Annotated in this window: 27 protein-coding genes; 22 read left to right on the top strand and 5 right to left on the bottom strand. The window is 37.1% G+C overall.

Annotated features, from left to right (window positions below; all coding sequences use genetic code 11):
• Positions 1–143 precede the first annotated feature (143 nt).
• Positions 144–821: a zinc metallopeptidase gene (locus V7097_RS10320; RefSeq protein WP_335703526.1), complete on the top strand. Its 678-nt coding sequence runs from the start codon at positions 144–146 to the stop codon at positions 819–821.
• A gap of 143 nt (positions 822–964) precedes the next feature.
• Here the strand turns inward: V7097_RS10320 and V7097_RS10315 are convergent, their stop codons facing one another.
• Positions 965–1870 carry a YitT family protein gene (locus tag V7097_RS10315; RefSeq protein ID WP_335703525.1) on the bottom strand — a complete coding sequence of 302 codons (906 nt, stop codon included), beginning with the start codon at positions 1868–1870 and terminating at the stop codon, positions 965–967.
• Between the two features lie 108 nt (positions 1871–1978).
• Between V7097_RS10315 and V7097_RS10310 the strand changes: the two genes are divergently transcribed.
• The 17 genes from V7097_RS10310 to V7097_RS10230 all read left to right on the top strand — a co-directional run bounded on the left by V7097_RS10310 (position 1979) and on the right by V7097_RS10230 (position 18038).
• A complete protein-coding gene (locus tag V7097_RS10310) occupies positions 1979–2314 on the top strand; it encodes a nucleotide pyrophosphohydrolase (protein WP_335703524.1) in 336 nt (111 codons plus the stop codon).
• Positions 2315–2327: 13 nt separating this feature from the next.
• On the top strand, positions 2328–3128 hold the full coding sequence (gene dapB, locus V7097_RS10305; protein WP_335703523.1) for a 4-hydroxy-tetrahydrodipicolinate reductase: 801 nt from the start codon (positions 2328–2330) through the stop codon (positions 3126–3128).
• 14 nt (positions 3129–3142) lie between these two features.
• Complete coding sequence (gene mgsA / locus V7097_RS10300; RefSeq protein WP_335703522.1) at positions 3143–3562, top strand: methylglyoxal synthase; 420 nt, start codon at positions 3143–3145, stop codon at positions 3560–3562.
• Between the two features lie 58 nt (positions 3563–3620).
• Positions 3621–4754 (top strand): N-acetyl-alpha-D-glucosaminyl L-malate synthase BshA, encoded by a 1134-nt coding sequence (bshA, locus tag V7097_RS10295; RefSeq protein ID WP_335703521.1) that lies wholly within the window; start codon positions 3621–3623, stop codon positions 4752–4754.
• A 15-nt stretch (positions 4755–4769) separates the two neighbouring features.
• On the top strand, positions 4770–5954 hold the full coding sequence (locus V7097_RS10290) for a CCA tRNA nucleotidyltransferase (protein ID WP_335703520.1): 1185 nt from the start codon (positions 4770–4772) through the stop codon (positions 5952–5954).
• Positions 5939–6925: a biotin--[acetyl-CoA-carboxylase] ligase gene (locus V7097_RS10285; RefSeq protein ID WP_335703519.1), complete on the top strand. Its 987-nt coding sequence runs from the start codon at positions 5939–5941 to the stop codon at positions 6923–6925. Before V7097_RS10290 ends, V7097_RS10285 begins: the two co-directional genes overlap by 16 nt.
• 327 nt (positions 6926–7252) lie before the next feature.
• Complete coding sequence (gene panB, locus V7097_RS10280; protein WP_335703518.1) at positions 7253–8086, top strand: 3-methyl-2-oxobutanoate hydroxymethyltransferase; 834 nt, start codon at positions 7253–7255, stop codon at positions 8084–8086.
• A gap of 2 nt (positions 8087–8088) precedes the next feature.
• Entirely contained in the window at positions 8089–8946 is an 858-nt protein-coding gene (gene panC, locus V7097_RS10275; protein WP_335703517.1) for a pantoate--beta-alanine ligase, read from the top strand.
• Positions 8947–9077: 131 nt separating this feature from the next.
• Complete coding sequence (gene panD, locus V7097_RS10270) at positions 9078–9461, top strand: aspartate 1-decarboxylase (RefSeq protein ID WP_335703516.1); 384 nt, start codon at positions 9078–9080, stop codon at positions 9459–9461.
• A gap of 237 nt (positions 9462–9698) precedes the next feature.
• Entirely contained in the window at positions 9699–12467 is a 2769-nt protein-coding gene (dinG, locus tag V7097_RS10265) for an ATP-dependent DNA helicase DinG (protein ID WP_335703515.1), read from the top strand.
• A gap of 232 nt (positions 12468–12699) precedes the next feature.
• Entirely contained in the window at positions 12700–12870 is a 171-nt protein-coding gene (locus V7097_RS10260; protein WP_136377970.1) for a YpmA family protein, read from the top strand.
• 15 nt (positions 12871–12885) lie between these two features.
• Positions 12886–13359 carry a cell wall elongation regulator TseB-like domain-containing protein gene (locus V7097_RS10255; protein ID WP_335703514.1) on the top strand — a complete coding sequence of 158 codons (474 nt, stop codon included), beginning with the start codon at positions 12886–12888 and terminating at the stop codon, positions 13357–13359.
• Positions 13360–13376: 17 nt separating this feature from the next.
• Complete coding sequence (locus V7097_RS10250; protein WP_335703513.1) at positions 13377–14558, top strand: pyridoxal phosphate-dependent aminotransferase; 1182 nt, start codon at positions 13377–13379, stop codon at positions 14556–14558.
• A gap of 151 nt (positions 14559–14709) precedes the next feature.
• Positions 14710–16002 (top strand): asparagine--tRNA ligase, encoded by a 1293-nt coding sequence (gene asnS, locus V7097_RS10245; protein WP_335703512.1) that lies wholly within the window; start codon positions 14710–14712, stop codon positions 16000–16002.
• Between the two features lie 174 nt (positions 16003–16176).
• Positions 16177–16887, top strand: coding sequence for a DnaD domain-containing protein (locus V7097_RS10240; protein ID WP_335703511.1), 711 nt, complete (start codon positions 16177–16179; stop codon positions 16885–16887).
• Positions 16888–17032: 145 nt separating this feature from the next.
• On the top strand, positions 17033–17692 hold the full coding sequence (gene nth / locus V7097_RS10235; RefSeq protein WP_335703510.1) for an endonuclease III: 660 nt from the start codon (positions 17033–17035) through the stop codon (positions 17690–17692).
• Positions 17685–18038 (top strand): YpoC family protein, encoded by a 354-nt coding sequence (locus V7097_RS10230; RefSeq protein WP_335703509.1) that lies wholly within the window; start codon positions 17685–17687, stop codon positions 18036–18038. The genes nth and V7097_RS10230 overlap by 8 nt, the downstream gene beginning before the upstream one ends.
• Positions 18039–18068: 30 nt before the next feature.
• Here the strand turns inward: V7097_RS10230 and V7097_RS10225 are convergent, their stop codons facing one another.
• A complete protein-coding gene (locus V7097_RS10225; protein WP_335703508.1) occupies positions 18069–20609 on the bottom strand; it encodes a PBP1A family penicillin-binding protein in 2541 nt (846 codons plus the stop codon).
• Positions 20610–20701: 92 nt separating this feature from the next.
• Complete coding sequence (gene recU / locus V7097_RS10220; RefSeq protein WP_335703507.1) at positions 20702–21301, bottom strand: Holliday junction resolvase RecU; 600 nt, start codon at positions 21299–21301, stop codon at positions 20702–20704.
• Between the two features lie 188 nt (positions 21302–21489).
• Here recU and V7097_RS10215 point away from each other — a divergent pair, with 188 nt between their 5' ends.
• The 4 genes from V7097_RS10215 (at position 21490) to V7097_RS10200 (ending at position 24199) form a co-directional block, all read left to right on the top strand.
• On the top strand, positions 21490–22509 hold the full coding sequence (locus V7097_RS10215; protein WP_335703506.1) for a DUF2515 domain-containing protein: 1020 nt from the start codon (positions 21490–21492) through the stop codon (positions 22507–22509).
• Between the two features lie 327 nt (positions 22510–22836).
• Positions 22837–23097 carry a hypothetical protein gene (locus V7097_RS10210; RefSeq protein ID WP_335703505.1) on the top strand — a complete coding sequence of 87 codons (261 nt, stop codon included), beginning with the start codon at positions 22837–22839 and terminating at the stop codon, positions 23095–23097.
• Positions 23098–23126: 29 nt separating this feature from the next.
• A complete protein-coding gene (locus V7097_RS10205; protein ID WP_335703504.1) occupies positions 23127–23492 on the top strand; it encodes a YppE family protein in 366 nt (121 codons plus the stop codon).
• Positions 23493–23812: 320 nt separating this feature from the next.
• The gene (locus V7097_RS10200; RefSeq protein WP_335703503.1) at positions 23813–24199 is read left to right on the top strand and encodes a YppG family protein; all 387 of its coding nucleotides are present in this window, start codon (positions 23813–23815) and stop codon (positions 24197–24199) included.
• Positions 24200–24370: 171 nt separating this feature from the next.
• Here V7097_RS10200 and V7097_RS10195 read toward each other — a convergent pair whose 3' ends face one another.
• Both V7097_RS10195 and V7097_RS10190 read right to left on the bottom strand, forming a co-directional pair.
• Positions 24371–24514: a hypothetical protein gene (locus V7097_RS10195; RefSeq protein ID WP_335703502.1), complete on the bottom strand. Its 144-nt coding sequence runs from the start codon at positions 24512–24514 to the stop codon at positions 24371–24373.
• 14 nt (positions 24515–24528) lie between these two features.
• A complete protein-coding gene (locus V7097_RS10190; RefSeq protein ID WP_335703501.1) occupies positions 24529–24777 on the bottom strand; it encodes a sporulation protein in 249 nt (82 codons plus the stop codon).
• Between the last annotated feature and the right edge of the window lie 10 nt (positions 24778–24787).

Genomic DNA, 24787 nt, shown 5'->3' with positions numbered 1-24787 from the left:
GTGACCCACCTCGTGTGGGGCTAAAAAATCTGGGCGCAAATACGCCAAGTCGTATTTGATATTAATTTTTTGTAAGCAAGACAATTGACAATAGGTCGGACTCTAACTAAAATTAAAGTATACTATAGTTTGGAGGATAAAAAATGATTCTAGTTTATTTTGCTTTGATCATTATCATTCCGATATATGCACAAATCAAAGTAAAGAGTGCATATAAGAAGTATTCGCAAATTTCATCTTCGTCAGGAATGACAGGTGCGGAAGTAGCAAGAAGAATACTTGATCAAAATGGTTTATATGATGTAAGAATCGAAGAAACACCTGGTGTACTTTCAGATCATTATGACCCAAGATCAAAAGTTGTTCGATTATCAACAAACAACTACTACGGTAACTCAATTGCAGGTGCGGCAGTAGCTGCCCATGAAGTCGGACACGCGATTCAAGACCAACAAAATTATGCATTCCTTCGTGTCCGTCATGCACTTGTACCGGTAGCGAACATTGGTTCAAACTTTTCATGGATTTTAATCATTGCAGGTATGATTTTCACAATTCCAAGCTTAATGCTATATGGAATTATTTTTATGGCAGCGGCAGTGTTATTCCAGTTAGTTACACTACCAGTTGAATTCAATGCCTCATCAAGAGCGATGAGCGAAATCGTCTCAGCAGGCATCATAAGAAACGATGAAGAGCGCGAAACAAAGAAAGTTCTAAACGCAGCAGCACTAACCTACGTTGCAGCAGCTGCAGTAGCGGTACTAGAACTATTGAGATTGATCTTAATGTACACAGGAATGGCTCGTTCAGAAGAATAAACATGGAAGCCGGTTACCTAAAGGATAACCGGCTTTTTATCTGTGTTTTTTTCGCATTTTGGCTAGCCTTTCAGCTTGCTGAAAGGCGTGTGAAGCTTGTGGATTCAGACGAATGAGCTAAAATTCCTTTTTCTTCCCGATAATCACCGTTCAATCGGCTTTTTATTCTCATCCAACGTAAACCCTTCCCCAAGCACATCGTGGACATCACTAACTGAAACAAAAGCATGTGGGTCTACAGAGATTATCACCTGCTTTAAACGTCCAACTTCACTTCTTCCGACAACACAATATAAAATATTCTTCTCCTGCTTCGTATACGAACCCATTCCCTTTAAGATCGTTACTCCTCGTTCCATCTCATGTAAAATCTTTTCAGCAATCTCACTATTCTTTTCTGAAATAATCATAGCGCCTCTTGCAGCATAGGCTCCCTCCTGCATAAAATCAATTACCTTTGCCCCAATGAATACAGCAAGTAACGTGTACATTGCCTCACGATAAGATAGATAGAAAATTAGAGAAACCGTAATAACAACCGCATCAAATAAAAACATTGTCCGCCCCATTGGCCAGCCAACATATTTTCGAACAAGCCTAGCAATAATATCAACCCCACCAGTTGTACCGCCATATCGAAAAGTAATTCCAAGACCAACACCAATAAATACTCCCGCAAATAATGCTGCCAGCATTAAGTCTCCATCAAGTGGAATATCAAATTGATAACGTTGAAAGAACCATAAAAAAATTGAAACACTTATAGTACCGATAAGTGTATAATAAAATGCAACACGACCGAGTAGCTTCCATCCTAGAAAAAACAGTGGTACATTTAAAATCAAATTCGTATAGGACGGATCAATATTAAATAAAAAATAAAGCAAAAGTGTAATTCCCGTAAATCCGCCTTCTGCTAGATTATTTTGCATATTAAAATGCACAATTCCAAATGAAAAGATGGCGGATCCCAACAAAATGAAAATAACATTTTTTATGGAGAACTTCAAAGTAATATACCCCCGAAATAGTAATAATTGCCACTTCATTATAAAGTATGGTTGAAAAACAAACAAATCATGTCGTATAAAAGAATTATTTGTCAAAACTCTATAATTTAAGCTAACATAGGAATAGAAACGATAGAGGTGATAACTATGGCGGATAAAACGATGAAACAGCTGCAACAGGAAGTAGATGAGTACATAGGCCAGTTTAAAGAAGGCTATTTTAGCCCGCTTGCATTACTTGCAAGGTTAACAGAGGAATTAGGAGAACTTGCGAGAGAAGTCAATCACTACTACGGTGAAAAGCCTAAAAAAGATACCGAAACGCAAAAAAACATGGCTGAGGAATCTGGTGACCTATTATTTGTTCTGATTTGTCTTGCAAATTCCTTGAACATTGACCTAGAAGACGCACATAATACAGTTATGAACAAATTTAATACAAGAGATAAAGATAGATGGACACGTATTGACTCTAACAAATAAAGGGGAAGACAACATGGATACAATTAAAATCGTAATTGCTGGTCCAAGGGGTAGAATGGGAAAAGAAGCAGTTGCCCTTGTTCAAGCAACAGAGCATTTTACGCTTGTTGGTGTGATCGATCATAAAAATAATGGTCAGTCATTAAGTGATGTAGAAGGTTTCTCAAATGTAGATGTTCCTATTTTTACGGATATTTTAGAATGCTTCTCTAAAGCAAAACCAGATGTGTTGATTGATTTAACTACACCTGAAACGGGTAAATACCACACTGAAGTAGCCATTGAACATGGGGTTCGTCCTGTAGTTGGCACGACAGGCTTCACTAAAGAAGAATTAGATAGACTGTCAATTATGGCGGAGGAACGTAAAGTAGGTGCAATTATCGCTCCTAATTTTGCAGTTGGTGCCGTGCTAATGATGAAATTTTCACAAATGGCTGCTAAGTACTTTCAAGACGTGGAAATTATTGAGCTTCACCATGACCAAAAACTTGATGCGCCATCAGGAACAGCTGTGAAGACAGCAGAACTGTTAACAACAGTTAGGGAATCAAAGCAGCAAGGGCATCCTAATGAAAAAGAAACCATCCAGGGAGCTCGCGGTGCTGAGTACGATGGAATTCGCATACATAGTGTACGCTTACCGGGACTTGTCGCACATCAAGAAGTGATGTTTGGTGGTAATGGACAAATGCTCTCCATTCGTCATGATTCCTTCAACCGTGCTTCTTTCATGTCAGGAATTAAATTATCTGTTGACACCGTAATGAATCTTGATGTTTTAGTGTACGGGTTAGAAAATATCATCGAATAAGGGGATGCAAAACAATGAAAATCGCTTTAATTGCACACGATAAAAAGAAAACAGACCTTGTACAATTCTCAACAGCTTATATATCAATTCTAGAACAGCATGAATTGTTCGCGACTGGAACAACAGGCTTGCGCATTTCTGAAGCAACGGGATTAAAAATCCACCGTTTTCAATCTGGCCCACTAGGCGGTGACCAAGAAATAGGTGCGATGATTGCACAAAATCAAATGGATATGGTGATCTTTTTTAGAGACCCATTAACTGCTCAGCCACATGAACCAGATGTTACCGCATTGATTAGACTATGTGATGTGTATTCAGTTCCATTAGCAACTAATATGGGAACGGCAGAGGTACTAATTCACGGACTTGAAAAAGGATTTTTTTCATGGCGTGAAATCATCCGTGACAGACAAGAAGGCGCTAATCTATAAGCCTTCAAAACCATAAAAGATGTACATATTTGGATTTAACTAAAAGTGGGAGATTGTAATGAAACTTAAAATCGGGATAACCTGTTACCCATCAGTTGGGGGTTCGGGTATCGTAGCGACAGAGCTAGGGAAGCTACTTGCAGAAAAAGGACATGAAATTCATTTTATTACTTCAAGTCTTCCGTTTCGTCTAAACAAAATCTATACAAATATTTATTTTCATGAGGTGGAAGTGAATCAATATTCAGTTTTTAAATACCCACCTTATGACCTTGCATTAGCAAGTAAAATGGCAGAGGTTACAAAAAGGGAGAAGCTTGATCTTTTACATGTACATTACGCAGTTCCACATGCAGCATGTGCCTATTTAGCGAAGCAAATGGTTGGAGGGGATGTAAAGATTGTAACCACCCTTCATGGCACAGATATTACAGTTCTCGGTTATGACCCATCTCTAACTGAATTGATTCGGTTCGGAATTGAACAATCAGATGCAGTGACGGCTGTCTCAAAATCACTAGTTGAGCAAACCTATGAATTAATTGAGCCGAAAAAAGAGATTAAAACGATTTATAATTTTGTGGACGAGAAAATTTACTACAAACGGAATGTAACTAATTTACGAAAACAGTATGGGATCGAGGAAGATGAAAAAATCATCATCCATGTTTCCAATTTTCGAAAGGTAAAGCGAGTTCCAGATGTTGTTCATGCATTTAACCTGATTCAAAAAGAAGTAAAATCTAAGCTATTATTAGTTGGTGATGGACCGGAATTAACCACTGCCTGCAAATTAATTAACAAATTCGGACTGGGTGATAAAGTTCTCCTTTTAGGAAAACAAGAAAATCTCCCAGAACTTTATTCAATTAGTGACTTAAAGCTATTATTGTCTGAAAAAGAAAGCTTCGGACTAGTTTTAATTGAAGCAATGGCTTGTGGGGTTCCAACAATCGGGACAAATGTGGGCGGCATTCCAGAGGTTATTGATGAAGGTGTAGATGGCTATATTTGTGAGCCTGGCGATATTGAAGACATCGCAAACAAATCCATCGCATTATTAAAGAATTCTAACTTACATAAAAAAATGTCTAAACAGGCAATCAGATCTGTTCAACAAAAGTTTAATTATGAGCGAATTGTAAATGATTATGAGGATTTATATTATTCTATCCTTGCGAATAAACGTTGATAGGGGCTTTCGATTATGGATGGACCTTTTGTAAAAGCAAAAGCAATTCTTAAAACTTTACATAAAAACGGCTATCAGGCTTATTTTGTCGGTGGTTCAGTCCGTGATTATCTTTTACAAAGACCAATTGGTGATATCGATATCGCAACTTCTGCACGACCAGAACAAATAATGACTATATTTCCAAAAACCATTGATGTTGGTGCGGTTCATGGTACGGTGATTGTTTTACATAAGGATGAACAATATGAGGTAACCACATTCCGAACCGAGGAGGGGTACGATGATTTCCGGAGACCTTCTCATGTAGAATTTGTCACCTCCCTTCACGAAGATCTAAAAAGAAGAGACTTTACAATGAACGCGATTGCCATGACGATTGATGGAGACATCATCGATCCTTTCGGTGGAAAGAAAGCGATTGAAGAGAAACGAATTCAAACAGTAGGTAACCCTAACGAACGTTTTTTTGAAGATGCATTAAGGATGATGAGGGCTGTTCGATTTTTAAGCCAATTGTCCTTTTTGTTATGTAAGGAAACGGAGTTAGCCATCAAGGAAAATGCGTCATTACTAAAAAAGATTTCAGTTGAGCGGATTACAATAGAATATGAAAAATTACTTAGTGGTCCAAGCTGCCAAGCTGCAATTCCAATCTTAATAAACACCAAGTTATATCAATATATACCTGGTTTAGCTGAGGAAACTCACCATTTAGAACGCTTCTCCTTATATAAATGGAATCAACTTCAAGAAAGAGCTGAGTATTGGACACTTGTTTGTTATTTATTGAACAAAGAAGATATAAAGGCTTTTTTACGACTTTGGAAGCTACCGAATAAAATAATTGAGCAAGCTGTTAAAAACATAGCTTGTCTTGAAAAAGTCTTGCAAAAGGGCTGGAACAAACGTCTTTTGTACGAATGTGGAGCAGATTGTATCCAACAGATTGAAAGAATTCTAGGAGTATTAGGTGTACATCAAGAAGTGTCCCCCTTTCAGGAATTTTGTAAATTACCCATTAAACAACGCTCTGATATACTGATTACAGGTGAAGATCTTTTACTCTGGTACAATCAAAAACCAGGGAAATGGGTAGCGGATCTTTATGAGAAAGTTGAAAATGGAATTCTGGAAAACAAAGTGGAAAATAACAAGGGAAAAATAAAGGAGTGGCTTCTATCATGCAATCAGAAATAAGAAAAAAATTGTTAGAAGTCTTCTCAAGTGCTAACGGAGAATTTATTTCTGGTCAAAAATTAAGTGAGCAACTTGGATGCTCGCGTACTGCCGTATGGAAGCATATTGAAGATTTAAGAAATGAAGGTTATGAACTAGAGGCCGTTCGAAAACTTGGATATCGAATCATTTCGAAGCCAGATAAAATTAGTGGCAATGAAATCCAGCTAGGTCTTGAAACTAAAAGTTTTGGGCGAAATATTCATTTTGAGGAATCCGTAACATCTACCCAAAAAATTGCACACAAATTAGCGTATGAAGGTGCTATCGAAGGTACTCTTGTTGTGGCAGAAGAACAGACTACAGGTCGTGGTAGATTAGATCGTGCCTGGTACTCCCCAAAACATACTGGAGTCTGGATGAGTATGATTTTAAGACCACAGATTCCACCATCACAAGCACCACAATTAACATTGTTAGCTGCAGTAGGTGTCGTCCAGGCGATTCAAGAGGTAACTGGGTTAGAGCCAGATATTAAATGGCCAAATGATATATTAATTCATCAAAAAAAAATTGTTGGCATCTTAACGGAGCTTCAAGCTGAAACAGATCGAATTAATTCAGTTATTATTGGAATTGGTATCAATGTGAATCAGGAATTGAGCCAATTTCCTGAGAGTCTACATTCCATAGCGAGTTCACTAGCAATTGAAAAGGGCGGAAAAATTGACCGAGCTAAATTAATTCAGGTGATATTATTAAAAATCGAAAAGCTGTATAAGGAATATTTACAGCACGGCTTTAAGGTTGTGAAGCTATTATGGGAAAGCTATGCGACAAGCATTGGGAAACAAATAATTGCTAGAACTCTTTCTGGTTCGATAGAAGGAAAAGCAATAGGCATCAATGAGGAAGGTGTATTGCTTCTTGAGGATGCTGCAGGGGATGTGCATCATATCTATTCAGCAGATATTGAACTTCCTAAAAAATAAAGTATAGAAAAAAATGTGAATTTTTTATATAATTCATAGTAATGGGTGGTATCCTTTATGGAACTGCACCAAAGCTTTATTTTTTACCAAAGTAATTGACAATTGTATTCTGCCTTGATCCATTGGACTGGGACAGAGGGATGAAATTTACCGAACTTATTCATGTTTAATCCTTCTTTCTCTTTTTGAAAGAAGGATTTTTTACTTCATAAAAACCATCAAGAATCGGTCTTTTCATCTCCTCTTTTAGGAAACTCAAGGAGAGTCTTGAGCAAGGCGACTTAAAGAAGGGTTGTTCACTTTCTAAAGCCAAAAGGAGGAAAAATGATGAAACAAACAACAGAATTTTTGAAAATGAAACAAACGAAAGAGCCAATCGTCATGCTGACAGCCTATGATTATCCATCTGCTAAGCTTGCGGAAGAAGCCGAAGTTGATATGATCCTTGTAGGTGATTCATTAGGGATGGTTGTATTAGGCTATGATTCTACAATACCAGTAACGGTAGATGATATGATTCATCATACGAAGGCCGTAAAACGTGGTGCTAAGGATACATTTATTGTAACAGATATGCCTTTTATGTCTTATCATGTTTCACGTTCTGAAACCTTGAAAAATGCGGCGCGGATTATTCAAGAGTCTGGTGCGCATGCTGTTAAGGTTGAAGGAGCAAAGGACGTCATCTATACGATCTCATCTTTAACAGATGCAGGAATTCCTGTTGTTGCTCATTTAGGGCTTACACCACAGGCAGTCGGTGTTTTAGGTGGATATAAGGTACAAGGAAAAGATGCAGAAAGTGCAAGGCAGCTAATCGAGGATGCGAAAAAAGTCGAAGAAGCGGGTGCAATAGCTTTAGTATTGGAATGTGTACCGAAACAATTAGGTGAAAAAGTGACAAACAGCATTTCGATTCCTACCATTGGAATTGGTGCTGGTAATCGGACAGATGGCCAGGTTCTCGTTTTCCATGATGTGATTTCATATGGGGTTGATCGTGTTCCAAAGTTTGTAAAACAATATGCTTCAGTGAATGAACCAATATTACAAGGAATTTCAAATTATGTAGCAGAGGTAAAAGCACATTCATTCCCAGAAGAAAAACATACGTACACAATGAAGGAAGAAGAGCTTGCTAGCCTTTATGGGGGAAAATAAACATGAAAGTTATCACATCAATCAAGGAAATGCAGCAATATATGAAATCTTTGAAGCAAAAGGGAAAAACAGTCGGATTCGTACCAACAATGGGGTATCTTCATGAAGGGCATTTAACCTTGATGAATAAGGCGAGAAGCGAAAATGATGTGTTAGCTGTGAGTATTTTTGTGAATCCACTACAATTTGGTCCAAATGAGGATTTTGATTCCTATCCACGTGATTTTGAAAGAGATCGAAAACTTGCAGAAAACAACGGTGTAGATGTACTGTTTCACCCAAGTACAGAAGAAATGTATCCAACAAAAATGTCTTTAACAGCACTCGTCCATTCAAGAATCAATGTATTATGTGGTAGACAGCGTAATGGTCATTTTGACGGAGTTGCCACTGTACTTGTCAAATTATTTAATATTGTACAGCCAGACCGAGCTTACTTTGGGTTAAAAGACGCACAACAGGTAGCAGTAGTCGATGGTTTAATCACAGATTTTAATTTCCCAATAATACTTGTACCGGTGGAGATTGTTCGGGAAGAGGATGGACTTGCGAAAAGCTCTCGTAATGTGAATCTAACTTCACAAGAGCGAGTAGAAGCACCAAGGCTATATGAAAGTCTCCAAATTGCAAAACGAGAAATAGACAAGGGACAACGAAATCCAAAAGTGATTAAAGAATTAATAAATAAACATATCACAGCACATACATCAGGAGTTATCGATTATGTCGAAATGTATAGTTATCCTGAGCTTGATGACCTTTCTGAGCTAACTGGAAAAATCATCATTGCTATAGCTGTCAAGTTTACAAATGCTAGACTTATTGATAATATTACTTTTGATGTAAAAGATATTTATTAACTTTTATTCTGCAGAATAAAGTTAATGCCTCCGGCGGATGCCACGATTTTTCAGAGGGGATTTTCGAGCTTGCTCTAAAAAAATCGGGCGCAAATACGCCGAGTCGCATTTGATATTCAAGGGGGAGCATCATGTTTCGTACAATGATGAACGCAAAAATTCACAGAGCACATGTTACAGAAGCAAACTTAAACTATGTAGGTAGTATTACGATTGATGAAGATATATTAGATGCAGTCGGAATGATCGCTAATGAAAAAGTTCAAATTGTAAATAATAATAATGGGGCTCGACTTGAAACATATATTATCCCTGGTGAAAAAGGAAGCGGTGTTTTTTGTTTAAATGGTGCTGCCGCTCGTCTTGTACAAGAGGGGGATGTCATAATTGTCATCTCGTATGCGATTGTACCTGAGGAAAAATTGGCAGATCACAAGCCAAGAGTAGCGATTATGAACGAAAAAAATCAAATTAAAGAATTAATCTTTGAAGAACCAGCTGCAACTGTTCTATAACTTTATTCAGTAAATCCCCCAACGTTACTAAGTGGGGATAGATGTTAATAGTTTCCAATTTATTTGTCGAATCAAACTTTGTCTGAATAAAGTTAAAGCCTCCGGCGGATGCCACAGATTTTCAATGGAAATTTTTCGAGAAAGCTCGAAAAAATCTGGGCGAAAATACGCCAAGGCGTATTTGATATAGAAACAACGCCCCCATTATGGGGGCGTTTGTGTTAGGAGGTGGCACCAATGAATAAACGCTTTGTCATAGTAGATCTAGAAACAACCGGGAACTCTCCAAAAAAGGGCGATAAGATCATACAGTTTGCAGCAGTCGTGATTGAAGATGGAGAAATCATTGAAAGATTTGCGACCTTCGTCAATCCGAAACAAGACATACCTGTTTTTATCGAGCAATTTACTGGAATTTCTAATGAAGTTGTTGCGAATGCTCCTGATTTTTCAATAGTTGCACCTGAAATTATTTCAATGTTTCAGGATTCCTATTTTGTTGCTCATAATGTCCCCTTCGATTACTCGTTTTTACAGGAAGAATTAGCACAATGTGGCTTTGAAAATTTTAATTGTCTTACCATAGATACGGTTGAACTATCTAGAATAATGCTTCCTTTAGCAGATAGCTATAAACTAGGACAGCTTGCGGAATCCCTTTCATTAACCCATGAAAATCCTCATCAAGCCGATAGTGATGCTGAAGTAACAGCTGAAATTCTCTTGAAAATTCTTCATAAAATAGAGGGACTACCACTTGTTACGGTTCAAAAGCTATACTCCCTATCGACTTATCTCAAAAGTGATATTCGTGAAATTTTAAGTGAGATTTTAGACGAAAAATTAAATCATGTGGAAAAGGATAAAAAATTTGAGATATACCGTGGTCTTGCACTTCATAAGAGAACCAAACAAAACGATAAACCAAAACAAAAAAGCAATATATATACAGAGATTTTTCACTCAGTAATACACGATTTTCCGTTTCGTCAAGGACAGCTAGAAATGGTGCAGACTATACAGCATGCATTGGAAACAAATCAGCATGCAATGATTGAAGCTGGGACTGGGATAGGAAAATCAATCGCATATTTGCTGCCAGCGATTTATATTTCCAAAGTGAAAGGTCGCTGCATGATTAGTACGAATACTCTTCAACTTCAACATCAGCTATTAGAAAAAGATATGGCAAAAATGAGAGAAATCCTTTCGTTTGATTTTAAAGTTGCGCTTTTAAAAGGAAGCGGGAATTACCTTTCTTTAAGAAAGTTTGAACAAATTCTTTACGAGAATACGGATAATTATGATGAAGTGTTAACAAAGGCACAAATATTAGTCTGGTTAACTGAAACAGAAACAGGGGATATTGACGAAATTAATTTACCATCAGGTGGTAAGCTTTTATGGGAACGAGTGAAATGTACTGTTGAAACTCCTGGATTTGAAGACTCAATTTGGGAAACAAAATGTTTTTATCAAAATGCAAAGAAAACGGCTGAAAAAGCTGATATCGTGATTACAAATCATGCTTTACTATTACATGATTTAGACAATCACTTTGAAATTCTCCCATCGTATAATTATTTAATCCTGGATGAAGCACATCACTTCGAAGCTCTAGCTAAACGACAGGTGGGCTTTCATATACATTATTTATCAATTCATTCAGTACTCATGAGAATTGGACTGCTTGAGACAAATGACTTGTTGGCAAAATCATCGAAACTTATGAAAAAAAATGGTTTCGATACTGATTCTTTTTTGAATGTAAATCAACTCATCAAGGATATAAGAGCATCAGTTAATGATTTTTTTCGAATGATACGCAGTCATGTCTTAATGCAGCAATCAGAAGAAAATGAAAAGAATCGAATACAATATATCCTTAATTCCGGGCATGAATCTGGTGAACACTGGCAGGAAGGGAATGAGCAACTCACAAAGCTTAGCATTTTAATAAAAGAACTTGTAAATAAAGTTCAATATCAAAAGGAACTCATGATCCAAAATAAGTCCTTGTTAACTCCATTACAAATTGGTTTATTCAATGATTATATATTGAGCGTCGATTTATTAGTGGAAAAGTGTACCATTATTGAAAGGATAATAGGGGACAAAAAGAATCAAATGACTTGGATTGAAATTGATCCAAAAGGACCTGTCAATTCAGCAACCCTCTATGCAGAGCCGACAGAAATCTCAGATTTATTAGCCGACAAATTTTTTGCTCATAAAAAAAGCGTAATTATGACTTCTGCAACGTTAACGGTTGATGATTCATTTACCTATATGGTTGAAAAGCTTGGCTTAAATGATTTTCACCCTATTACATTATCGATTCCGTCACCATTTGATTTTGAGCGTCAAGCAGCATTGATGGTGCCAACAGATGTACCACTAATCAATTCAGTTTCCCAGGATAAATTTGTTGATTCCATTTCAGCTCATATTACTCAAATTGCGAATAAAACGAATGGACGAATGCTTGTACTATTTACCTCTTATGAAATGCTGCAAAAAACATATATGAATTTAAAAAATACGGTTCAACTCGAACAATTTGTATTAATTGCGCAGAGTATAAGTGGTGGCAGTCGGGCAAAATTAACGAAGAATTTTCAAGCGTTTGATAAGTCGATTCTTCTTGGAACGAGCAGTTTTTGGGAGGGTGTTGATATTCCAGGTGAGGATTTAACCGCACTTGTTATTGTCAGACTACCTTTTACTCCACCAAATGATCCTATTTTCGCTGTCCGAGCTAAGGAGATTGAAGAAAAAGGAGGAAACGCCTTTAGTGATCTTTCGTTACCGGAAGCAATTATTCGTTTTAAACAAGGCGTTGGTAGGCTAATTCGATCTGAAAAGGATAAAGGAGTTATTTTTATTTTGGATCGTCGAATCGTAACAACAGGGTATGGAAAAAAGTTTCTAACATCAGTTCCAAAAATGAAATTTTTCCACAAACCACTTAGCGAACTTTTAGAGCATGTAGAGGAAAGGCTGTAGAGCGATTTTTTATTAAAAAAAGGACCTGTCAAATGACAGGTTAAGGCATGGGATTAGGAGTTTAATTTTTCATCAAAAGTCTATTGTGAATGGTAATACACCTGTTATAATGATGTAAGGCAACATAATGTAAGACAACTTCAACTGTAATGTTGTAGTACTACTATTGTTGCCGTATGCGAGAAATCGTATAAGTAGTAAAATTTGTGATGAATGAAGGGAGAGCTCTTTCTTGGAAAGTAAGATAGAAGTTCTATCGACTGTTAAAATTCAAAATACTCCAGATTTATATAAAATTGTTGATTTATTAAATCGTACATTAAAGCATGAAGATCTCATGTTTGGTCTTGCACTTGATCGAGACGATCAAAAAAAGTGCGTTTTTACAATTTATCGTACGTAAAGTAGTGGATAATATATGAAAAAATGGATAATTGGGATACTCGTCGTCCTCCTTGTTTTTATTATTTGGAGGGGAGTTAATATTTATCAATCGGCTCTTGAGCCTCTGGACAATGCTGAAGCAATAGGAAACGAAATAGCGCTTGAGAAGACTCCGATTGAAACAATTGAAGATAGTTATACATATTTTGGAACAAAAGCATATCAAGTTGTCATCGGAAAAAACGATGAAGGTGATAAAATGATTGCTTGGGTCCCGCAGAAAAAAGGGGAAATAGTAACACGCTTTGAACGTGATGGTATTACAGAAAAAGATGCTCTTGCTATTATCAAAAGTGAGCGTGACCCGCAAGAAATTCGTTCCGTTAAACTTGGACTTGAAGATAATATCCCGATATGGGAGATTATTTATATTGGTAGAGACAATCGTTTAACCTACCATAAATTGTATTTTGAAAATGGTAAATATCGAGATTCAATCAAACCATAATACGTGGAGGGAATACCATGAAGTTAGCAAACAGAGTAGCAGACTTAACACCTTCTTCAACACTAGCTATAACAGCAAAAGCAAAAGAATTGAAAGCAGCGGGTCATGATGTAATTGGACTTGGAGCAGGTGAACCAGATTTTAACACACCTGATTATATAATTGAAGCAGCCATAAAAGCAATGAAAGAAGGACATACGAAATACACTCCTTCAGCTGGATTACCTGCTTTAAAACAAGCAATTTGTAAAAAGCTTTTAAATGATCAGCAAGTAGAATATAAGCCTAATGAAGTGATTGTTGGTTCTGGTGCAAAGTTTGTGTTATATGCATTGTTTCAGGTGCTCCTGAATAAAGACGATGAAGTTGTTATTCCAACTCCTTACTGGGTAAGCTATCCTGAGCAAGTTAAGCTTGCAGAAGGTGTACCAGTATATGTAGAGGGTAAAGAAGAAAATAATTTCAAAGTGACTGTCGACCAGCTTGAAGCCGCGATTACAAATAAAACAGTTGCCTTAATATTAAATTCACCAAGTAACCCAACTGGTATGCTTTATTCGAAAGAAGAACTACAGGCTATTGGTGAATTATGTGTGAAGCATAATATTTGGATCGTTTCAGATGAAATTTATGAAAAGCTCGTGTATTTTGGAACTACACATACATCAATTGCACAGGTTAGTGAAGAAGTAAAGGCGAAAACGATCATCATCAATGGACTTTCTAAATCACATTCAATGACAGGTTGGAGAATCGGTTATGCAGCAGGACCACAGGAAATTATCAAAAGTATGACTGACCTTTCTAGTCATAGTATTTCAAATCCAACTTCAATTGCACAATATGCAGCCCTAGCTGCTTATGAAGGTAATCAAGAGCCGGTTGAAACAATGAGACAGGCATTTGAAGAGCGTTTAGATGTGATTTATGATAAATTAGTTAGCATACCTGGAATTTCATGTATTAAGCCACAAGGGGCATTCTATCTATTTCCGAATGCTAAAAAATGTGCTGAATTGACTGGATATGAGAACGTCGATGAGTTTGCCAAAGCATTATTAGAGGAAGCACTCGTTGCCGTAGTTCCTGGGTCAGGCTTTGGTGCACCAGAAAATATGCGTTTATCTTATGCAACATCATTAGACCTATTAGAAGAAGCGATCAAACGTATTCATAAATTTGTAGAAGAAAAAATGTAGCATTAGGAAAAAAGGGGACGATTCGATTTGGAACTTTAAAAAACCAAACGGGCCGTCCCTATGGTATTTCTTGCTTCGTTATGATAAGAAATGTATAATAAAAATGGTATTTTATTTATACATAAGGTTTTACGGTTTTGGAGGGACAATTGTGAAAACAACTATTTCAGAGGTTAATAAATATGTCGGTGAAGAGGTTACAATCGGTGCTTGGTTAGCGAATAAACGCTCAAGCGGAAAGATTGCCTTTTTACAGCTTCGTGATGGGACAGGCTTTATCCAAGGTGTCGTTGTAAAAGCAGAAGTGGATGAAGATGTTTTCCTGAAAGCAAAGTCAATTACACAAGAAACTTCTCTTTACGTAACGGGTGTTGTTAGAGAAGATGAAAGATCACCGTTTGGCTATGAGCTTACGGTCACTAATATTGAAGTTATTCATGAGGCTGTGGATTATCCAATAACACCAAAAGAGCATGGAACGGAGTTTTTAATGGACCATCGCCATTTATGGCTTCGCTCTAAGAGACAGCACGCAGTAATGAAAATCCGTAATGAAATCATTCGTTCAACATACGAATTTTTCAATGACCATGGATTTGTAAAGGTTGATCCACCAATTTTAACTGGAAGTGCACCTGAAGGAACAACTGAGCTTTTTGCTACAAAATACTTTGATGAAGATGCTTACCTGTCTCAAAGTGGTCAGCTATACATGGAAGCAGCAGCTATGGCTTTAGGAAAAGTGTTCTCCTTTGGTCCAACATTCCGTGCTGAAAAATCAAAAACTAGACGTCATTTAATTGAATTCTGGATGATTGAGCCGGAAATGGCTTTCACAGAGCATGAAGAAAGCTTAAAAGTACAAGAGGAATATGTTTCTCACATTGTGCAGTCTGTCTTGAAAAATTGTCAATTAGAATTAAAAACATTGGGTCGAGATGTATCGAAGCTTGAAAATATAAAGGCACCATTCCCACGCATTTCTTATGATGATGCAATTGAGTTTTTACATGAAAAAGGCTTTGACGATATTAAGTGGGGAGATGATTTTGGTGCTCCACATGAAACGGCTATTGCTGAAAGCTATGATAAGCCAGTATTTATTACAAATTATCCAAAAGGGATAAAACCTTTCTATATGCAGCCAGCACCTGATCGTGATGATGTTGTTTTATGTGCTGATTTAATTGCTCCTGAAGGTTATGGTGAAATCATTGGTGGTTCTGAGAGAATTCATGATTATGACCTTATGAAACAACAACTTGAAGCACACGGATTAAATAGTGGTGCTTATGAGTGGTATTTAGAACTAAGTAAATACGGTTCAGTTCCACATTCAGGCTTTGGATTAGGCCTAGAAAGAACAGTAGCATGGATTAGCGGGGTTGAACATGTGCGTGAATCAATTCCATTCCCACGTCTACTAAACCGTCTATATCCATAATAAACAATGTTAAGGGACCTTCCTAAAAGGAGGGTCTCTTTCATTTGTCTCGCATTAACGGGAAGTAAAAACCGCCATTGAATAAAGTATCATTTGATGGTTAAACCAAATATTTCTTTCTTAGCCCTACTCTTAGGTCTCATGGTATACTAGGTTATGAAGAGGTGTTTATACATGAAATTGGATAAATTAGTTGATTTATTCGAACAAGGCAGTATTTCAATTCCGAAAATGTTAATGTCTTCGTATCGACATCTACAGTTAAACGAAGAGGAAATGATGGTCCTATTCCATATATTAACCTTTATGGACAGTGGAAATTTCTTTCCTACACCAATTGAAATCTCAAATCGCATGACAATTACTGAAGAAAAATGCATGGAAATCCTACGTCAGCTTATTCAGCGTGGATATTTAGAAATAAATGAAGGAAACGATGAAAATCGCGTCATCTACGAAAAATACTCAATACGACCATTATGGGAAAAAATGCTCCAACATCTCGTTCAACAAAACATGAACGAAGAAAAGGAACTAGAGAAGCAACAAGAAAAGGATTTATATAGCATTTTTGAACAGGAGTTTGGACGACCACTCTCACCTTTCGAATGTGAATCATTAGCGATGTGGCTCGACCAAGACCACCACGATTCATCCATCATAAAAGCAGCCCTACGTGAAGCTGTCATGTCTGGAAAGCTTAATTTCAGATATATAGATCGAATTCTATTTGAATGGAAAAAGAATGGCATCCGTACGATTGAACAAGCCCAAAACCATTCACAAAAGTTTCGTCAATATCAAAATAAGCACAAACAAACGGAGCAAGCTCAGCAAGGAAATTATAAACGAACAATTCCGTTTTATAATTGGTTAGAAAGTTAACTCTATTCAGCAGGGGTTAAAACTCTGCTGAATAAAGTTAAGCCTCCGGCGGATGCCACGATTTTTCAAAGGTAGCTTTTCGAGCAAGTTCGAAAAAAATCGGGCGCAAATACGCCAAGGCGTATTTGATTAGGAGTGATAAATAATGCTAAACAAACAACAAATACGTTTTTGTCTCGACACAATGGGGGAGATGTTCCCTGATGCCCATTGTGAGTTAAACCATAAGAATCCGTTTGAGCTGGTGATTGCTGTTGCATTATCTGCCCAATGTACAGACGTATTGGTAAATAAAGTAACGGCATCCCTTTTTGAAAAATACAGAACCCCTGAGGATTATTTAGCTGTTTCTCTTGAAGAGCTTCAAAATGATATTCGCTCAATCGGTCTTTATCGAAATAAGGCAAAAAATATTCGTAACTTATGTCAAATGTTAATCGAAGACTATGGAGGTATTCTACCACAAGACCGTGACGAATTAACAAAATTCCCTGGGGTAGGAAGAAAAACGGCCAATGTTGTAGTCTCAGTTGCATTTGGTGTACCTGCGATTGCAGTTGATACCCATGTAGAAAGAGTCAGCAAAAGACTTGGATTTTGTAGATGGAAGGATTCTGTTCTAGAGGTCGAAAAGACCTTAATGAACAAGGTTCCCAAGGAAGAATGGTCTGCAACCCATCATCGGATGATCTTTTTCGGCAGATACCACTGTAAGGCTCAAAATCCACAGTGTGAAATTTGTCCACTCTTAGAGGTATGTCGAGAGGGGACAAAGCGTATGAAGGGGAAAGAAAAGGTTGGATAATGAAAAAATCATTTCTGATATTACGGAAAAATGGGATGCGAGAAAAGAAAATTTAATGGATCTTTTCCGAAGTAGAGATAAAGCAGCGATAGTGGACCCAATGGATGAAGCAATTAATGAGTTTTTGACCTTTTTATTTTTAATAAATGGAAAGAGGAATCCGGATAAAAAAATGCTTCAGGAAGGCCTAAAAGACCTTGAAAATAAACCGATTAATCTTGTTGAGCGTCTTTCATTTATTATAAAAAAGCCGAATCAATATCACTCATTCGTTCAATTAAATGAACTTTATCACGAATCATTAAAGCTTTATGCCAAAATGAAAATACTTAAGAATAAAAAATAACGCACAAAATCTGTGCGTTATTTTTTGTTCCTATTCTCGGTCTCCGTTACTAGGTGGGAGAGGAGGGAAGCTTGGTACAACACCTTCTCCATTTCCATCACCTTCACCTTCTCCGCCAGGATTTCCGCCGTTTTCGCCACCATTTCCATTCCCATTCCCATTCCCGTTACCTGGATTAACTGGAGGGAGTGGAATTTCAATTTCTTCTTCTGGTGGTTCTGGAACTTCAATTGTATTTGTTGCCGCATCACTGCGTTTTTCAGGATTTTTATCATTCACTGCAGATACCGTGAATTTATAGATAGCTCCTGGAATCGCCTCAGGAACCGTAAAGGTTAATTCTTTCGTTGTTGTTAGGACTTTTCCAGGACCTTCGTCAATTGAAACACTAACCTCAAAGCTATTACCTTCAATCTCACCTTCTGCATAAGCCCAAGTTAAATTGATTTGATTTGATACTTGGTCATACATCACATCTAGGTTTGATGGCGGATTTAGCTTGTCGTATTTATCAGACACCTCAGTCGGCTCGGTACCTTTTATGAAATACTCATAGATAATTTCATCTTTTGGTGTAAATTCGCTTGCAAGCTTCGCAGGATTCGATCCTTTCTCAACACCAACTTTAACGACTGTCTTAGGCATTGCGAAATCCTCTGCTTCTTTTCCTTCAGAAAGATTGGTAATGATGTCTCTGAACAATTTTAGCGCTAAGCTTTGCTCAGCAGGCATAACTGGTTGTTTGTTACTATTATAACCAGTCCAAATGGCAACCGAATAGCTTGGTGTGTAGCCACTGAACCATATATCTGGAACACCACCAGAAGGAATCTTAAAGTCTTTAATCTCTGTTGCGGTGTAGTTCGTTGTACCCGTTTTACCAGCAATTTGCAATCCAGAAACATCATATCTTCGTCCGGAACCAAAGTCCATTACGGATTTTAGCATGTCTGTAATCATAAAAGCAGTTGCTTCAGACATGGCTGTTTCAGGCTCTGGTGCAAGAACAACTTCACGATTATCCGGAAAGACAATTTTATTCACCGCATGTGGTTTAATATAATTTCCTTGGTTACCGAATGTTGCGTAGGCACCAGCCATTTGAAGAGGGGAGATGCCTTCTGACATTCCACCAATGGAATATGCTTCATTAATTCTATTATCAAATGTAATACCAAGCCCGTTGGCAAATTCCATTGCTTTTGTTACTCCAACCTCTTGGAATGCCTTGAGTGCTGGAATGTTCCTTGAATGGGCTAAAGCAACTCTTGCTGTAATTTGTCCCATAAATTTTCTGTCATGATTGTTAATTGGCCTTTTATCCGAATAGGTATATGGCTCATCTTTAATTTGATGGTAGGTTGACCATTTTAAATATTCAATCGCAGGGCCATAGTCTAAAATTGGCTTAATTGTTGAACCAGGTTGGTTATCGGATTCAAGCGCAAAGTTTCTGCGAGTATTCTGTGCTTGATTTCTTCCTCCGCCTAAAGCTCTAATTTCACCTGTTTTTGTATCTACGACAGCAATTCCCGCTTGAAATTGGTCATCCGGAAATTGAATATCAGGATTTTCATTCGCTAATAATGAATCGACATGTGCTTGTGCCTCAGGATCAAAGGTTGTATAAATTTTCACCCCTGCGTTGTACACATCAATATCACTATGTTCTTTTAGTTCTAATTTAACTTGATCCATGAAAGAATCAATCGGTTGGGATTGTTCTTGTGATTCCACAATTGATGATTCTAATGGAATCTTTTTAGCAGCATCTGCTTGTTCTTTTGTGATGAATTCATGTCTAACCATAAGAGTTAACACGACATTCCTACGCTTTTCAGCTCTTTCTGGGTTAACAAAAGGATTGTGAATACCTGGGTTTTGCCCACTGCCTGCAATAAATGCAGCTTCGTGAAGCTCGAGCTCATCCAGTGGTTTACCAAAATATAATTCGGCTGCCTTCGCAACGCCATAAGTGTTACCGACACCATAGTATATTTTGTTTAAATACATTTCAAGAATTTCATCTTTTGAATATTTACGTTCTAATTGAAATGCAAGCCATAGCTCCTGGGCTTTTCTTGTGAGCTTTTTCTGTCCCTGTTCGAAAAAGGAATTCTTAATAACCTGTTGTGAAATGGTACTTGCTCCTTCAGAACCAAATCCTTCAGTGATATTAGCGACCACGGCACCACCAAGACGAATAATATCTAGACCATGATGTTCATAAAAACGAGCATCCTCTACTGCTAGTACAGCATTTTTTAAGTCCTCGGGTATTTGATTCAAAGGGACATAGGTTCGTTTTTCCGCCCCGAATTCATAAATTTTGTTACCATTCATGTCATAAACCTTTGATGAAAGTGGGTCCTTCAGTAGGGATTCATCCAATTTTGGGGCACCACTTGCCATTACGAAAAATGTAGTAGCACCAGCTACCATACCGATAATTCCAATTAATAGAATAACTAATAAGATTCGTTTAAATAGCGAGCCCTTTGATTTTTTGCGTTTTTTCTTCTGTTGAGTTGCATGTCGACGATCTTCTCGTGATTGATATTTTTCAGACATACTTGTTTCCTGCCTTTCAAATGCTTTCCTACTATAAGACGTATTTCAGTAAGGAAAGGTTTCATTACTAGCTTAGTAGCTAAACTCATTAGTTAAAAATAGAGTTTGTCAATAACATTAATATAATCAATTCTCGGACGATAGCCAATCACTATTTGATGGCCGAACGTTTCGATTTCTTGCTTCGTAATTGATTTCCTGCCATCCTTATTTTTTCGTTCCCAAAAGGTTAAGAGATGTTGTGCTTCAAGTAAATAAATTTCATCTACTGTTGAAAAGCGTAGGATCACAAAGCAGATTCCTTCCTGCTTTAAACAATCGGACATATGTTTAATTTGGTGCTCGTGAAAATTTTGGAGCGGGAAGGAGGTTTTGTTTTTCGTTTCCTTCGCTTCAAAATCAATATATCGGCCTTTGTATATACCATTATAGTCCGTAGTCGATGCTTGTTTAAAATAGGCTTCCTTTATAACGGCAGCACTTCTTTTTGGGTAATCTACATTTACGATTTGTACAGGTGTTGGTTTTTTATGAATAACGGCAATTTCCTGCTCCAAATAAAAGTGATTCGTTTCATTAAGATCCTCTTCTAATGTCATCCCGCGATTCCCATATATTCTTTGCTTAAGATATGGCTTGTTTTTTACTTGCTGGGGCTTATATACTTTTCCATTCGGATAACGAAACTCCATACTCCCATCCCCCTTAAGACAACTATTATACCAAAAATATCGGCTAAATAGTTTAATGAATTTTTAACAGTTGGGTAATGGTCTACAGAATTTCCTTTCACTATAACATACTATTCGCCAGAAAATATACTTTTGAGGGCGTGCGGACTGTATGAATGGTTACACTATGAATGAAGAGGTGTGCATGTATGAGCGAGATTGAAAAAATAGAAAAAATGGTAAATGAACGCCGAAACCGGGAAATCCAATTCACAATAGAGGAAAAAGAACTTTATGATGAAATTAAGTCTATAACAGAAAAAGGAAATCTTGATAATATTTCACGTACCAAAAGCTATGCAAACTTCTATCGACGAAATAATGAGATTAGATGGTCCTTCTTAGCAAGTATGGTTTCACGGAATGCTGGCTGGAATATGACGGATCTTGAAGGAGAGTGGTTCCCTAAAATCCTAAGCAAAAAGGAAAGAATAGTTCTGTTCCATACATATGAACGGGCGAACTGGCTAATTTTTTCCGATGCCTATCCACAGCTCTTAGTATACGAATATTCAAAGCATCTAGGAAAACCATTCTTTCATATGCTAAAAATGTTTTCGGTTTCCAGATTTATTGAAATAGAATGGGAGTATTACTGGAGGCATCGAGAAGGAAATCGTTTAGTAACCACTCAAATCATCAATGAACAAAACATCATCCAAAAACCTGTGATCGAGCATCCTTTTTATCGGAAAAGGGTTTTTCAACGTTTTTTTTATAATCTCCAAGATTTTTTACACTTTAGTTCAGTTATTTTTCCAACACTTGAAGGAAGATTATTCGGTTTTTCTGTTCAGCATTTTACAAAGCTTGATGAAAGAATTGAACTTGGTAAAAAGCTAGCCTTCCTGTTATTTCAGAACGGTTATTATGATTTTTTTCTCAGATTTTCAAACAAAGTTGAGCATACTGGATCAAGATTTGATTATGAACGATATGTTGCGGAAAGGAAATTTCGGACTACCCCATTTTTACGCACGACTTATCCAATTATTAACCACAATAAAGATAAAACTGCCGATTGGTATAAAGGAAAAAGAAAAGAAAAGTGGTTTAACGAAGTCGATCCTTGTGAGCCATTTGAGCTAACAAATTGGTATTTTAAAAAGCAAACGCAATTGCAGGCGGGGATTTTAATAGAGGAATTATTACAAAAAAACAAAGGCTGAACTTTTCAGCCTTTGTATGTATATTATGTTGATGGTCGATTAGGTCCTTCAAGTTTTTTATTTCCATAACCAGGAGCTGTCTCTTCATTACGTTCTTGTTTATTTTTCTTTTTATCCTTTTTTGCCATGGAATCTTCACCTCCTACTAGTAGTGTGAGCATTTCTCTCAAATACCATTCTAAAAAGTATGAAAGTGTTGTCGAAAAAGGAGAAGAGTAATGGGGGAATTCCACTTTCTTTGGCGAAAGGAAACTAGTTTTGTCAAGCGTGCAGGAAGAAAAAATCTTGCATAGAAATATCTAAAAAAGACCGTTTAGGAGGATGGATATGTGGAAGGATGAACTTAAGACGAAAGTACATGTTCTTGAGGATATTGATCAATTGCTTTTTAATTTAAACAAGATTGATATGCAAATCCAGATAGAGGTGGGTACGCGTATACAGGAAGAAGGGAATCAAAATATTAATCAGATGAAGCAGCTTGAAAATGAGCTCATCATTTTACGTAAGGCGTATCGCAATCAAAAAGCTGAACAAGCAGCGGAAACTGAAAAGGAGCATTCTTATCACTTAACATTAAGCTATTAAAGCGATATGATAGATGTTGAGGTGAAAGAATGTATACGGAACTACTCGCGAAGACAAATATGCTAAAGGATCTCTGTGATCAGTCCATTAAACGATTAGAGGAAGTTAAGAATAGTGAATCATATGTTGCGGACTTTTACAAAGAAGTAAAGCCGTTTGTGGACGACACGATGGCAATAGCAGATAGCTGGAGAAATTTGGCGATTTTCTGGATCAAACAAGAATTTCCTAAAAACCTACATCCTAATCAGATTGATGCAACCCATGAAAATATCCAACATATCTCTATCCAGAGCTTTTACCAGGATACAAAAGTAAAACGATTTAAAAATATGTATGAATCAATCCAGTACGTCCTTGAAAATATCCTTGAGAAGGTAACAACATCTGAATAAAAAACCTTTTGTTAAAAGATACCCTTACATAAATGGTATCTTTTTTGTCCCTCATTAACGGGCAGTAACCCCACTTCAAAGTTCACGAAAATAAAGGGGTTTTGGTGGGAAAACTTCCCGTAAAAGCCCGATCATATGAACAAAGACTAAAACCGCCACTTCCTGTTGCAACGTCTTTGTGACCCACCTCATGTGGGCCTCAACTAACAAACAGTGGGGATAAAAAAATCCCCACTGTTTGAAGTTTCACTTTATCTGAACACCTAACCCAACTTTTACATAATCTATAGAAAAAGAACATCACAGGAGGTTTGTTCCACATGGATCAATATTATCGAAGGAACAAAGCTGTCAAACCTTATGGTTTTTCGTGGCCTTATTATGGGCAGCCAACCTATCAACAATTTTATGGTGGAGGGCATCAATCCCAATGGAATCAATACTATCCTCCTTCCTACATGCAGTATAATATGAATAGTTATCCTGGATATTCATCATATGGGTATCAAACACCAAACCAAACTCCATATCCAATTGGGCTGGGGCAGACGCAGCAAAAAGGAGGAGCGAGCATCCTCAATCAATTTAAGAAAAAGGATGGAACCTATGATATCAATAAAATGATGGATACTGCAGGTCAAATGGTAGGAGCGGTAAACCAAGTTAATTCAATCGTAAAAGGACTAACGAAAACATTTAAGGTATAACTTTATTCAGCTGGGGCTGAATAAAGTTAAAGCCTCCGGCGGAGAATGCGATTTTCACAGGTGTCTTTTCGAGCAGGGCCCGAAAAAAAAGGGCGCAAAAACGCCAAGGCGCATTTGATAGCTAAATAAAAAGAAAGCTGTCTAAGGATTTCAGCTTTCTTTTTACATAGATTAATTCTTGTTCTTTTGTTCATTATATTGTTTCGCTAAAAGTTGTAATGCTTCATTATAGGATAATCCGGAATTCGCATTGAGACGTTTAACTTCTTCGACGTTTGTATCTGAGTATTGCTTCGTACTAAATCCTTTTACCATCTAACTCACCTTTTCTATAGCAATTCATACACTTCATTCAGTTGTTGTACACGCTTAAAATCTTTTTCATCCATTGCATAATTGATTTCATCAGGTAGTACCTTATTTAAAAATTCGATTTCTTCTTCATCCAAATCCCTAACCAATGCTTCTTCGGAAGTGTATTGGTTATTCATCATTTTTGTTAGGATGGCACGACTTAATTTATTTTCATCGCCATAGTTTGAAATTGATTCAATTAAATACCCTAGTGTTTTGTCCATGATTGATCAC

This window comes from Bacillus sp. JJ1562, from assembly GCF_036962705.1.
GTDB lineage: Bacteria > Bacillota > Bacilli > Bacillales > Bacillaceae_L > Ferdinandcohnia.
Note: the sequence above shows the minus strand (reverse complement) of the source record. Positions and strands in the feature narration are given on the sequence as shown.

Coding starts and splice junctions, on each gene's coding strand:
- V7097_RS10320 (WP_335703526.1), top strand. CDS start 144: ATGATTCTAGTTTATTTTGCTTTGATCATTATCATTCCGATATATGCA.
- V7097_RS10315 (WP_335703525.1), bottom strand. CDS start 1,870: ATGAAGTGGCAATTATTACTATTTCGGGGGTATATTACTTTGAAGTTC.
- V7097_RS10310 (WP_335703524.1), top strand. CDS start 1,979: ATGGCGGATAAAACGATGAAACAGCTGCAACAGGAAGTAGATGAGTAC.
- dapB (WP_335703523.1), top strand. CDS start 2,328: ATGGATACAATTAAAATCGTAATTGCTGGTCCAAGGGGTAGAATGGGA.
- mgsA (WP_335703522.1), top strand. CDS start 3,143: ATGAAAATCGCTTTAATTGCACACGATAAAAAGAAAACAGACCTTGTA.
- bshA (WP_335703521.1), top strand. CDS start 3,621: ATGAAACTTAAAATCGGGATAACCTGTTACCCATCAGTTGGGGGTTCG.
- V7097_RS10290 (WP_335703520.1), top strand. CDS start 4,770: ATGGATGGACCTTTTGTAAAAGCAAAAGCAATTCTTAAAACTTTACAT.
- V7097_RS10285 (WP_335703519.1), top strand. CDS start 5,939: ATGCAATCAGAAATAAGAAAAAAATTGTTAGAAGTCTTCTCAAGTGCT.
- panB (WP_335703518.1), top strand. CDS start 7,253: ATGAAACAAACAACAGAATTTTTGAAAATGAAACAAACGAAAGAGCCA.
- panC (WP_335703517.1), top strand. CDS start 8,089: ATGAAAGTTATCACATCAATCAAGGAAATGCAGCAATATATGAAATCT.
- panD (WP_335703516.1), top strand. CDS start 9,078: ATGTTTCGTACAATGATGAACGCAAAAATTCACAGAGCACATGTTACA.
- dinG (WP_335703515.1), top strand. CDS start 9,699: ATGAATAAACGCTTTGTCATAGTAGATCTAGAAACAACCGGGAACTCT.
- V7097_RS10255 (WP_335703514.1), top strand. CDS start 12,886: ATGAAAAAATGGATAATTGGGATACTCGTCGTCCTCCTTGTTTTTATT.
- V7097_RS10250 (WP_335703513.1), top strand. CDS start 13,377: ATGAAGTTAGCAAACAGAGTAGCAGACTTAACACCTTCTTCAACACTA.
- V7097_RS10240 (WP_335703511.1), top strand. CDS start 16,177: ATGAAATTGGATAAATTAGTTGATTTATTCGAACAAGGCAGTATTTCA.
- nth (WP_335703510.1), top strand. CDS start 17,033: ATGCTAAACAAACAACAAATACGTTTTTGTCTCGACACAATGGGGGAG.
- V7097_RS10225 (WP_335703508.1), bottom strand. CDS start 20,609: ATGTCTGAAAAATATCAATCACGAGAAGATCGTCGACATGCAACTCAA.
- recU (WP_335703507.1), bottom strand. CDS start 21,301: ATGGAGTTTCGTTATCCGAATGGAAAAGTATATAAGCCCCAGCAAGTA.
- V7097_RS10215 (WP_335703506.1), top strand. CDS start 21,490: ATGAGCGAGATTGAAAAAATAGAAAAAATGGTAAATGAACGCCGAAAC.
- V7097_RS10210 (WP_335703505.1), top strand. CDS start 22,837: ATGTGGAAGGATGAACTTAAGACGAAAGTACATGTTCTTGAGGATATT.
- V7097_RS10205 (WP_335703504.1), top strand. CDS start 23,127: ATGTATACGGAACTACTCGCGAAGACAAATATGCTAAAGGATCTCTGT.
- V7097_RS10200 (WP_335703503.1), top strand. CDS start 23,813: ATGGATCAATATTATCGAAGGAACAAAGCTGTCAAACCTTATGGTTTT.
- V7097_RS10195 (WP_335703502.1), bottom strand. CDS start 24,514: ATGGTAAAAGGATTTAGTACGAAGCAATACTCAGATACAAACGTCGAA.
- V7097_RS10190 (WP_335703501.1), bottom strand. CDS start 24,777: ATGGACAAAACACTAGGGTATTTAATTGAATCAATTTCAAACTATGGC.